8 protein-coding genes are annotated in these 12,224 nt (G+C 41.8%); 1 reads left to right on the top strand and 7 read right to left on the bottom strand.

The window, feature by feature from the left end:
- Positions 1-165 precede the first annotated feature (165 nt).
- Entirely contained in the window at positions 166-861 is a 696-nt protein-coding gene (locus HMPREF1536_RS09320) for a TapB family protein (RefSeq protein ID WP_028730111.1), read from the bottom strand.
- Positions 862-1,064: 203 nt separating this feature from the next.
- Between HMPREF1536_RS09320 and nadB the strand changes: the two genes are divergently transcribed.
- Positions 1,065-2,633 carry an L-aspartate oxidase gene (nadB, locus tag HMPREF1536_RS09315; RefSeq protein ID WP_028730110.1) on the top strand — a complete coding sequence of 523 codons (1,569 nt, stop codon included), beginning with the start codon at positions 1,065-1,067 and terminating at the stop codon, positions 2,631-2,633.
- Between the two features lie 106 nt (positions 2,634-2,739).
- On the opposite strand, the gene HMPREF1536_RS09310 is transcribed toward nadB, so the two are convergent.
- The 6 genes from HMPREF1536_RS09310 to HMPREF1536_RS09285 form a co-directional block, all read right to left on the bottom strand.
- Positions 2,740-4,542 (bottom strand): RagB/SusD family nutrient uptake outer membrane protein, encoded by a 1,803-nt coding sequence (locus HMPREF1536_RS09310; protein ID WP_028730109.1) that lies wholly within the window; start codon positions 4,540-4,542, stop codon positions 2,740-2,742.
- Between the two features lie 26 nt (positions 4,543-4,568).
- Positions 4,569-7,859, bottom strand: a complete 3,291-nt coding sequence (locus HMPREF1536_RS09305) for a TonB-dependent receptor (RefSeq protein WP_044193647.1) — start codon at positions 7,857-7,859, stop codon at positions 4,569-4,571.
- 205 nt (positions 7,860-8,064) lie between these two features.
- Positions 8,065-9,006, bottom strand: coding sequence for a FecR family protein (locus HMPREF1536_RS09300; RefSeq protein WP_028730107.1), 942 nt, complete (start codon positions 9,004-9,006; stop codon positions 8,065-8,067).
- Between the two features lie 85 nt (positions 9,007-9,091).
- Entirely contained in the window at positions 9,092-9,640 is a 549-nt protein-coding gene (locus HMPREF1536_RS09295; RefSeq protein WP_028730106.1) for an RNA polymerase sigma-70 factor, read from the bottom strand.
- Positions 9,641-9,809: 169 nt separating this feature from the next.
- On the bottom strand, positions 9,810-10,703 hold the full coding sequence (locus tag HMPREF1536_RS09290) for a DUF6528 family protein (protein ID WP_028730105.1): 894 nt from the start codon (positions 10,701-10,703) through the stop codon (positions 9,810-9,812).
- 272 nt (positions 10,704-10,975) lie between these two features.
- On the bottom strand, positions 10,976-12,224 hold a 1,249-nt coding region (locus tag HMPREF1536_RS09285; RefSeq protein WP_044193555.1), incomplete at its 5' end, for a hybrid sensor histidine kinase/response regulator transcription factor.

Below are 12,224 nucleotides of genomic sequence, written 5' to 3'. Positions count from 1 at the left end.
CAGTCGATTACAGTTTCCTCGTAGTTTCTACTTTAGGAAACTGAAGTTTCCCGCATAGGGAACTAGCGTTTCCTCCCTGGGAAACTGTAATTTCCTCCTAGGGAAACCGGAGTTTCCTACGGAAGAAACTGCGGGGCACTCAGGGGCCGAATACGGGAACTCCTCTTATTTTACTTCTTCGAGTACGGAATAAGATTGCAATACATTATTATTGTCATATTGTTCTGTACGGACAACTCCAATGTTAGGAGCATACCATTCGTATCCGTAACCTTCGATTGTTTCTTTCGGGGAACGTGATTTGATTTTAAATTTTACCTTCGTACAATCGAATGTTCCTGCCGGAGTGGTAATCTCTTCCGTTTTCACATATTCGCGGTCGTAAATAGAAATATTCTTTCTGTCTTTACGATTCTTCTTTGAATAGATGTTGATTACCGCATCGTCGAAATAGACATCATCCGAAGAAGCTCCCTGCGCTACGCTCGGGTAATTGATCACGGCATCAGTTGCAGCCACTGCGGTATTCGTCGTTGTAACAAAGGACGGGTTGGACAGAACCTCTTTCATATCCATAAAGAATTCGCCATCCTGGCAAAAAGCTTCCAGCTCGCCTTTATCGATAACCGTTCCGCTATTATTGACGAACACGTAATCGGCTTCGACTTCCAGTCCGCCTTGTTTGTTTTCCACCTCATCCACTACATAAGTCATCACACCTGACAAGTTACCTTTGCCATCATAACTCTTTTTCACCAGTTTAGTACCTTTTGTCGTAGGGAAAAAGAATGTACAATCCTGTGCCATAGCCCCGCCTGCCAACATAGAGGCTAAAGCTAACAGTAAAACTTTAGATTTCATATTTCAAAACGTTTAAGTATTAATAATAAGCCGGATATCCAATGCCATGTTAGAACAGGGGAAGCCCCCGAATGTTCAGGGCTATTCCTTTAAAAATAGCAAAAGAATATCTATTTCAGCCTTATTTATAAGGAAAGGGGGCATCTAAAGGTACAACCATAAAAGTTAATTCCTAACTTTGGCGGTCTAAACAGTAATGTCTTATGGTACAAAGATTCGATTTCTTAGTGATAGGTTCCGGTATTGCAGGAATGAGTTTCGCACTTAAAGTAGCCAGTAAAGGGAAAGTTGCCCTGGTATGCAAAACTAATCTGGAAGAAGCTAACACATATTTCGCACAAGGGGGTATCGCCTCGGTGACAAACCTGATCGTCGATAACTTCGATAAACATATTGAAGATACAATGATTGCGGGCGACTGGCTCAGCGATCGCGATGCTGTTGAAAAGGTTGTGCGCAACGCTCCTCAACAAATCAAAGAGCTGATCAGCTGGGGTGTCGATTTCGATAAAGATGAAAAAGGGAACTTCGACCTGCATCGTGAAGGCGGCCATTCCGAATTCCGCATCCTTCACCATAAGGATAATACGGGTGCCGAGATACAGGACAGCCTGATACAGGCGATCCAAAAGCATCCTAACATCACTGTCTTTGAAAATCATTTTGCAATTGAAATACTGACGCAGCACCATCTGGGTGTCACCGTCACCCGCCAGACGCCGGATATAGAATGTTATGGCGCTTACATCATGGATCCGAACGGACGGATCGATACATTCCTTTCGAAAGTGACCCTGATAGCGACTGGTGGTGTCGGAGCTGTTTACCAGACTACCACCAATCCGTTGGTGGCTACCGGCGATGGTATCGCGATGGTTTACCGTGCCAAAGGGACTGTAAAAGACATGGAGTTCGTTCAATTCCACCCGACGGCATTGTATCATCCCGGCGATCGTCCTTCTTTCCTGATCACGGAAGCGATGCGTGGTTATGGTGGCGTTTTGCGTACGTTGGATGGAAAGGAGTTCATGCAAAAGTACGATAAACGTCTTTCGCTGGCTCCGCGAGATATCGTGGCACGGGCCATCAAGAATGAAATGGACACACGTGGTGACGATCATGTTTATCTGGATGTTACACATAAAGATCCGGAAGAGACGAAGAAGCATTTCCCCAATATTTATGAAAAGTGCCTGAGTCTGGGTATCGATATTACCAAGGATTATATTCCGGTTGCTCCTGCGGCGCATTATCTGTGTGGCGGTATCAAGGTAGACCTGGATGCCCGTTCTTCTATCGACCGCCTGTATGCCGTAGGCGAATGTTCCTGCACCGGTCTTCATGGCGGCAACCGCCTGGCTTCCAACTCGCTGATCGAAGCGGTTGTTTATGCCGACGCTGCGGCCAAACATAGTCTTAATATCATCGACTCATTAAGTTACCAGGAAAGTATCCCTGAATGGAACGATGAGGGTACCACTTCGCTGGAAGAAATGGTATTGATCACCCAGAGTGTAAAAGAGGTGGGGCAGATCATGAGTACATACGTCGGCATCGTCCGTTCCGACCTGCGTCTGAAACGTGCATGGGATCGCCTGGATATCATTTACGAGGAAACGGAAAGTTTGTTCAAACGCTCGGTCGCTTCAAAGGATATTTGCGAACTGCGTAATATGATTAATGTAGGGTATCTGATCATGCGCCAGGCGATAGAAAGAAAGGAAAGCCGCGGGTTGCATTATACGCTGGATTATCCGCCGGTGAAGAAATAACAGCACAAGTTGCATAATAAAAATAAAGGGAATGTAATCCGATTACCATAGTGTCATTCAGATTACATTCCCTTCTTATTTCCGGATATTCGTGTTTACTACAACATTAATTATATCCAGGGTTTTCAATAAGATCCGGATTAGCCCCTGTCCGTGTCGTCGTAATAGGAAAATAGTAATAATGCGGCCTGAACAAAGGAAGTGTTCCTCCATCGCCAAAAGAGATCTCCACATTTTCTATTATTCCCACTTTATACTTTCTTGTAGCATAATCCAGATAATAACGAATACCGGATCTTCCTCCCGTCAGAACCGTTTCTGCTTGTCTCCATCTTCTCAAATCCCAGTAACGGTGGCCTTCAAATGCCAATTCTACTTTTCTTTCCGCGCGAATAGCTTCCCTATCGATGTTCGTTTTGGAAGGCATCCCGGATCTGTTTCTAATCGTATTGACCGCGTCGAGTGCTTCTCCCGGCTTTCCTAATTCAAAAGCAGCTTCAGCCAGATTCAAAAAGATCTCTCCATAGCGGAACACTAAATAGTCGGTTTTCGAATTTTCTATACCTTCCATATTGTTGGCATCCGGATCCAGATATTTCATAACTCCGAAACCTGTACCGAAACGACCGTCTACACTTTGGTCACCTTGTGCCAATACTCCGTTATATGAACCTTCGGATTGAATCTCTCCATTTTCTTTTATAAGTCCGTTATAAAAAGTTATCGTACCTCCTTTCCAAGGTGTTCCTTCGGTATAGAAGGTAGCATGAAATCTTGGATCCCGGTTTCCCCAAAGTTCGTCTATGGAATAAAGACCGGATGTTAACTCTTGCCTGTCGATGGTTCCCGGAGTTCCGTCTATCTTTTCAAACGACTCGAGCATTTCCAGGTAAGGAGCATTTTTATTCCCTGCATTCCATGCCTGTGGTTTAGGTGATTGGGCAAAATCATATTTCCAGGCAATGCCACCATCGGAGACACCATTGTATTTCCGCGCCAAGATTACTTCCGGATTGTCCTTCACTAAAAAGATATTTTTAAAATTCTCCGTCTTATCCGCCTCTTTGTCATACAAGGTATACATACCTGAGTTTATAATCGCTTTAGATGCCTCATACGACTTTTGGTAATAGCTGTCAGCCATATTCTCCGGTATTCCCAACAAGCCGTCCAACTGCACCTTTCCATAGCGGGCAATACTACCTGCATATAGCGCAGCTCTCGATTGAAGGGCGTATGCTGCATATTTACTGATCCTGCCTAACTCAGCCGACTCGATTTGTTCCGGTAAATCTTTTACGATTTCATCTACTTCCGACAAGATAAAATCATAGATTTTCTGTTCTGAATTCCGCTTGGGATACAACTCTTCTTTCGGATCATTCAACTCTTGCACTTTGGTAATCAGAGGGACGCCTCCATATCTTTTTACCATAGCAAAATAATTGAAAACTCTTAAAAAGCGGGCTTCAGCAGCACGGGTTTTAATATATTCGTCGGAGGCATTCGCCATCTTTATATTGTCCAAGAAAATATTTATGTTCCTGATTGTCTTGTAAGGCAGCTCCCAGTATTCCAGTAATCCACCTCGTATAGTCCAGTTTCCTCCTTTATACCGGATGATGTCACCCCTGTTTTGAAGTCCCCAGTTATAAGTACACTCATCGGAAAGTTCATTTACATAAAACATTCCGACCTGGATGGCACTGTATTTATCCCATTCGGTACTTGTTGCATCATTGGTGAACACAGGTGTTTGGGCATATAGCTCGGCCAGATAACTGTCCATTAGACTCGGGTCGGACCACACATCCGAATCTGAAATATATCCTAACGGCTTTTTATCCAGAATATCGCAGGATGAAAGAATACAAGCCGATATAATTGCAAATAGAATCGTTCTTTTCATTTTCGTATTATTTTACGTTATTAGTACTAGAATGTTACATTTAATCCCAGGCTTATCGTTCTTTGCTGCGGATAATAATGCCCGATATTCGGTGCTTCAGGATCTATACCGTATTTACTCAGGTTGCTAAGAGTGAAGACATTAGTCCCGGATAAATAGACCCTGGCCTTTTCTATATTCATGGCTGTGATGAGTCTTTTAGGCAGATTATATCCAAAAGATGCTGTTTTCAAACGTATATAACGGGCTCTTTTGTAGAAATAATCGGAAGCGTAATTGGCTGTCGGAGCTATACTTCCAACACGCGGGATAAGGGCGTGAGGGTCGTTGTTCTCTTCCGTCCACCTTTCATTGAATGTTTCCCGAGTCACTTCAAGGGATAAATTCGAATAATAGTCGAATGCCCCCTGGAATAAGAGAGACAAATCGAATCCCTTATATTTCAGGTTGAAGTTTGCACCGAACATCCAGTTAGGAATACTGCCTTTCCCTATTTCGACCTGGTCGCGCCAGTCTAATACCTTATCTCCATTGGTATCTACCAGACGGACATCTCCAGGTCTCAGATTTTTATTACCACTGCCATCCTGGTCGAAACCAAGTGCATCGATTTCTGCCTGGCTTGTAAATAAACCGTCCGATTTATATCCGAACACACGATCAACCCACTGGCCGGAACGCTTTTCTATACGGATTTGATCCGGGTCGGTATACTCTGGCTCTTCATAATGACCGTATTTAGCTCTCGACCAGGATATGTTGCCACTAATATCATATACAAAGTCTTTCACATTTCCCGAAGTACCAAACAGTAATTCGAATCCTCTGTTATTGATACTGTTGAGGTTTTCTTCCGGTAGGACAGCACCAAAAGAAGAAGGTAGAGAGGATTGCCGCTTGGCAGGGATATCTTTCCGATCCCGGTAAAAAGCTTCTGCAACACCATAGAGCTTCCGGTTAAAGAGAGAAAAATCGACTCCGACATTGTAGATATCCATCGTTTCCCAAGTGAGGAAAGGATTGGCAAGCCCAGTAGAAGCAAGTCCTTTAATAATATTGCTCCCGTACATATATAATTTATTGAAGTTATAACCGGTCAGATACTGGAAACTACCGACGGCATCATTACCCGAACGCCCATAACTGGCTCTTAACTTCAAATTATCCAATACATCCATATTCTTCATGAAGCGTTCTTCAGACATCACCCATCCTAAAGAAACACTGGGGAAATAACCCCACCTGTGACTTTTAGCAAACTTGGCCGAAGCATCCGCACGGATAATTGTTTCGATCAGATATTTCCTGTCATAGGCATAGTTGAACCTGCCGACGAAACTCATACGCCCCATTTCGTAGGCATCCCCGTCATTATACATACCGATCGTGCTTCCTCCAAACAGGTAATCGATCTCCGTTGAAAGGAAATTTGTTCTTCCGGCCGATATATTATCGGTACGATAATCGATACATTCGAAAATACCGGCAGCTGTCAGGTGGTGCTTTTCATTGAATATGCGATCGTAGTTGACCATTCCCTGGAGAGTCAAAGTATGGCTTTTTGAGACAGTATGGGTTAATCGGGAAACATCGCCGAATGCTCCGGCCAGTGTGTAGGTATCACTCTCCGGATCCCATGTGTACAAGTCGACCGGCTTGGTAAAGTTTTTACCGAATTTGTAATCCAATACATAGTTCGCGAAGAATTTAGCAGATAAACCTTCTACCTGCAAAACCTTATAGTTCAATGACCCTGTAGCCTGGAACTTCTGATTACGGCCTTGATAATACCCGGACAGTTCGCTGTTTGATGTGATATGTAGTCCACCCATTCCGCCGCCATGGGCAAATGGTATCTTAGTAGGATCCGGAAAACTGGAATGATAGATAGGCAAAGTAGACCAGTAATCTTCCCACATATATCCACCCACTCCCATATCACGTGCTGGTGTATTCTGGTCTTCAAAAATACCGACTACATCCAACTGGAATGATAAACTGTTATTGATTTTTGCATCTATATTCGATTGCAGATTATACCGACGGTAATTACCTCCATGCTTCTTTATCATTGTTTGCTGATCCATGAAACCGATAAATCCGTAATATTTGATCTTATCGGATCCCCCTCTGACGGAAAGATTGTATTGCTGCTGTGGTGACCAGTTCCGCATCAGCACATCATACCAATCCGTATTCGGATAAAGCGGATTCGTTCCTTTATAATATTCTTGCATAGCCTCTTTGGTATAAGGGGCATTCTCTTCAGTACCTCCGCCATTAAAATGGGATTCACGCTTTATTTCCACATATTGCCCACTCGATAACGGTTTCAGAATTTTAGTCACTCCCTGGAAAGTCCCGGAAACGTTTAATGAGAACATAGGTTTCGAGTCTATACCCCGTTTGGTTGTTACCAAAATAACACCGTTACCGGCTCTTGCTCCATAAATAGAAGCCGAACCATCTTTCAGGATGGAAATAGATTCTATCTGGTTGGCATCAATATTATTAAAGTCGGATTCAACGCCGTCCACAATAATTAATGCATCTCCGAAACCACGTATTTTCAGGGCAGCAGCATCAGCACCCGGCTGTCCGCTGGACTGTACTGCAACCAAGCCGGGAAGACGTCCAGCCAATGCATTTGAAGTACTGGCAATCGGGGAAACGGTTAGTTCTCCAGATTTGATATTCGAGATAGCTCCGGTCATATTCCCTTTCCGTTGAGTTCCGTAACCTACTACAACGACTTCGTCCAATGCCTGCATATCTTCTCTGAGCGTAACCGATATCTGATCTTTTCCGGTTACTTTAACCTCTTGTTCGTTATATCCGATATAAGATATCTGTAAGGTTGCATTGATAGCTACCTCTAAAGAGAAAGTGCCGTTTACATCGGTTACCGTACCGTTGCCGGTTCCTTTTTCCACAATATTAGCTCCGATTACCGGTTCTCCATGCTGGTCTTCAACGTATCCGCGGATACGTTTTTTCTGTTGTTGCGGTAAGGATTCCCGCTTCATCAGCATGATATTGTGGCCCTCCATTGCATAAATGATATCCGAGTTTTCAAATATCCTGCGTAAAACTTCAGACACAGGCGTATCCGATAGTTTCAGGGAGATTTGTTGACTCAAATCCACTTTTTTATAGTTATAAACAAAAAGATAATCAGTCTGTTCCTCTATTTGTTTAATAACATCCCGTACCTGTACGTTCTCTGCATCAATATGGATACGCGCATTCTGCGAGTTTGCATTAAAAGCAAAAACCGTTGATACACACAGTAGTATAAAAGCAAAGGTTAACTTCATAACTCTATAAAGGTGTTTAAATTCGCTTAATAACAGGACATAACATGTCCTTGTACATTTTTTTTTCATAAATTTGTACTGATCTAAAATGTTGGTACTTGATTTAAATTCGCTAATTACGTCGTAGGCCGACATTTGGCCGGATTATGGTTGCAACATAATCCGGTTTTTTTAGGTTCTTTCTTATCTTCTAATCATAGGCTTTCTATTTTATTGTTATCAGGTTTAATTCATTATCTATCTTATAAGAGAATTTGTGCTCCAGCTGTAATACTTTCAGCACATGTTCCACGCCGTCTTTTACCCGGAATTTACCAGAATAGGATTCTTTCAGGAAAGGCAATGCCGCCACCTCGATTTTTACATCATAATAGAGGCACAATTTATGGATGATCTCCTCTATCGGTGAATTGGTAAAACAGAGTAATCCTTCTTTCCATTTAAAATAATCCATATCCTTTATTCCTGTGGATATGTATTTCCCGGAGACCAATCGTATCTGTTCTCCCGGCTTCATCTTGTAAGTGTTGGAAGAGTTTACAGAGGCCAGTTCAACAACCCCTTTCAACAAGGAGATTTCAAATTCCGGGACTTCCGAATAGGCAGAAACATTAAATTCCGTCCCCAAAACCTTTATATTCATTTTCTCTGTCTTTACTATGAAAGGAGACTTCTCATTACGCTTAACTTCAAAGTAAGCTTCGCCATCGAGTTCGACCTGGCGGCTGCTTTTCTGGAAAGTGACGGGATAAACCAATCTGGATTGTGCATTCAACCACACTTTCGTACTATCCGGAAGAGTCAATTCCGCACGCTGTCCTGAAGGAACAAACAATGTCTGATACAAAGGAATATCCTCTTCGGTTTCCTTCTTATCCAATAACGACCTTCCCCCTATCAATATGAGTACAATAGCCGCAATCTTCAACAACTCGATCGCAATCCGTTTCAGGGATACAGATGTATTCATCTTCCTTTGGATTTGTTGTTGTTTCGATTGATTCATGATGGAAATATCATACAGCTTATGTAAAGACATAAATTCCTTGACATGCTTTTCATCCTGATCCAGCCAGTCGACAACAGATTCTATTTCTTCTGTCGTGACACTACCTTCAATATACCGTTGTAATAGTTTTTTATCCATTTGCATATTTTTATCAGCTTCTTGTTAATATAGACAACACAGCAATAAGAACCCCTAAAAGCAAAAAATCTTTTTTCTACGATTTTTAGGCCCCAAACAAGAAATAAAATATCGGCAAGTAATCTTTTAAAGCAATTCGTAAAGCTTTTAATGACTTTGTTATATGATATTCAATACTTTTAGGAGAGATAGATAATTCTTCGGCTATTTCTTTTACAGATAGTGATTCATAACGGCTCATCTCAAAAACACGACGGGTTTGGTCAGGTAAGGATTGTAATGTATCCTGAATAATACGTGTTATTTCGGAAGAAAAGATTTCCTGCGGGTCGCAAGCTTCCAAGGTTGTGATACGATAATCCAAATCTCTCACCATCTTGGACGACATTGTTTCGATAGCCTTTTTTCTTACTTCCTGGTGCTTCAGGTAATTCAGAGTGTTATTTCTCAAAATAGTCAGAAGTAATGATTGGGGGTGCTGTATGGTTTCTTGTTTTGAGGTTTCCCATAATTTAATAAGAGCTTCGGATACAATGTCTTCTACCATCATATCATCTCTGATGTATGACTTTACAAACAAGAAGGAACGCTTGTAATAATTCGTATATATTTCACTGAAGCTAATAGTACTCATTGTACACGATCTCTCTCCGGGTTGATAGCAATATTCAGCAAAAGTAATTTTTATTTGATAATCACAAAGTTAAATTGCAAAATATCTCTATACCGACACAGAAGAGACCGCCTATCACCCACTCTTTCAAGGTTGATAAACGGTCTGTCACTTACAAATATGAATATGTTTATTTAAATGTTCTGACCTTATAGAGATCTATATCTTCAATTGTCAAAACTTTCTTAGGATTTTCCATATAAATATGATGTGTCCAAAAATTAATTTCAGCTTGTGTATATACCATATATCCTGTTTCTTTATTATAATTAACCGACTTGATATTCTCCCTGTCTGCCAGCGGTTCAAATGTAGTAAAAGACTCTTTGGCTATATCAAACCAGTAAACGCCATTATGCCCTGTGAAAATAAGTTCGTTGTCAGTAACAGCAATCAAATCATGCCCTCTCCCTATGGGTGTTTTCCAAACTTTTTCCAAATGAAGAGATGGTGAAGATGTTTCCCAATCCTTCAGTGAATAAGCACGCAGTTCATCAAAACCTAATGCATACAAAGTTTCATTGCTTTCTTGCCATACCGCTCCATGTCCGGAATAAAGGCTATCTTTAAAAAGCACCTGTTCAGGTTTTTGAATATCATATAGTTCCAGACTATTCCCCTCCACGCTGGTAGATAAAGCGACAACAATTCGTCCATTAGGCAATAAATCAGCAGAATGTGCCATCGGTACACGTGCATAAAACAACGTTTTTTTACTTTCCCTATCCAACAACAAAACTCCTCCACTGGAAGATGTCAACAAAATTTTTGAACCATTATCCACAGGTTTACATTCATCTAATGATTTCATATACTCTTTATACTCAACAGGAACCTGAGAATCCAGATCTTCTGAAGCTTTCCAACTCCACAGAATATCTATATGATGGTCTTCCGATTCATCAACATTAATAATCAGAGCCTGATCTTCGCCACAAACAATAATTTCCTTTGCTTTTGATTTTCCACATCCGGATGACAGTAGCAGGAATAAAGTCGCCAAACAATAAATAAGTCTTTTCATACCTCACAATTTTTAATTTGTTAATTAAAGAAGTTACATGTATATCTTATGACAAGATCAAGGCATTATTCCCTAAATAGATTTTGAACAAACATTGCATATCACAGCCGCATTCCGTTCATACCACAGATGGATTCCGTTTGTTTCACAGTTGAGTTTCTTTCATACCACAGCTGTGGTATGAAAAGGGAATGCAGTAGTAAGTAGCACTACTCGCCGGGGAAATGACAATATCCGGCAGGTAATCGACTATACCCCAAGGGTAATGGAGACTATAAGGCATTATATCGTGACGGCGATACCCCGAACTGGTTCATAAAATGCTTACGGAACGTTGTTATGTCGTTATAGCCTACCATTTCTGCAACTTCCTGGACAGAATACTTCCGCTGCATGATCAATGAAGCCGCTTTACTGATACGGATGCTGCGGATCACTTCTATGATGGACAGGTTACTTTGCTGTTTGATCTTCCGGTATAAAGTCGGCTGGCTTATATTCAAGAATCCGGCAAGAGCTTTCGCGCTGAAATCGGGATTCGTCAGATTGGCTTCGATGATGTTGATAACCTGTTGCATGAATGGATCTTTCCCTTCCTCCTCCGGCTCTTCTGCCGTATGTTTCAGCATCAATGTCTTTGTATAAATACGTTTCAACTGCTCCCGCATACGGATCAGATTCTCGACTTTTGCTTTGAGCACTTCCGGGTTGAACGGTTTCATCACATAATCGTCCGCCCCCATCCGGGTACTCTTCAACAGATCCTCCTCTTCAGCCTTTGCCGTAAGCATGATGACAGGGATATGGGCTGTCTGCAAATGTTGCCTAATCTCCCGTACATAAGCAAATCCATCCATTACCGGCATCATTATATCCGAAACGATCAGATCGGGGATTTCTGTTATGGCCGTCTCCACTCCTTCCTTTCCGTTATGCGCTTCCAAAACCTGATATTCCTTGCTGAATAAGGTATTGATATAACCCCTTATTTCATCGTTATCCTCTACTATCAGAAGCTTTTTACCCGAATTCGGTTGGGAAGGTTCACTCTGCTTCTCCACATCAAAATAAGTATCCTTTCCATCCGGCTCCTGTGTTTTTTCAATCAATTCATAGTGATCATCCCTGAAATGCTCTTTTCCACATGGGATATAAAGAGTAAATTCTGTCCCTTTATCCGGAGAACTCTCCAATAAAACATTCCCGTGATGCATATCCATCGTGTTTTTTACGATACGTAAACCGATACCCATCCGGGTAGAAAATGAGGGTTCATTCTTCCCCGTAATAAAAGAATCGAAGATATGTTCCTGCAACTCTTCGGCAATTCCAGGGCCATTGTCTGCAACAGAAAGAAGACAGTACTTTATTCCGTCGAGTTCCTTTTCGGATAATGAAACGCTTATTTTTCCGTTGCTGGAAGTATATTTGAAAGCATTCGATAAAAGATTTCTTAAAGCGGATTCTATCTTTCCACTATCTATCCAAAGGTCGAGGGAGCGGATACCAGAGTCCAGGATG

This window comes from Parabacteroides gordonii MS-1 = DSM 23371, assembly GCF_000969825.1.
Classification (GTDB): Bacteria; Bacteroidota; Bacteroidia; order Bacteroidales; family Tannerellaceae; genus Parabacteroides; species Parabacteroides gordonii.
The sequence above is the reverse complement of the archived record's forward strand: the minus strand, read 5'-3'. Positions and strand labels throughout refer to the sequence as shown.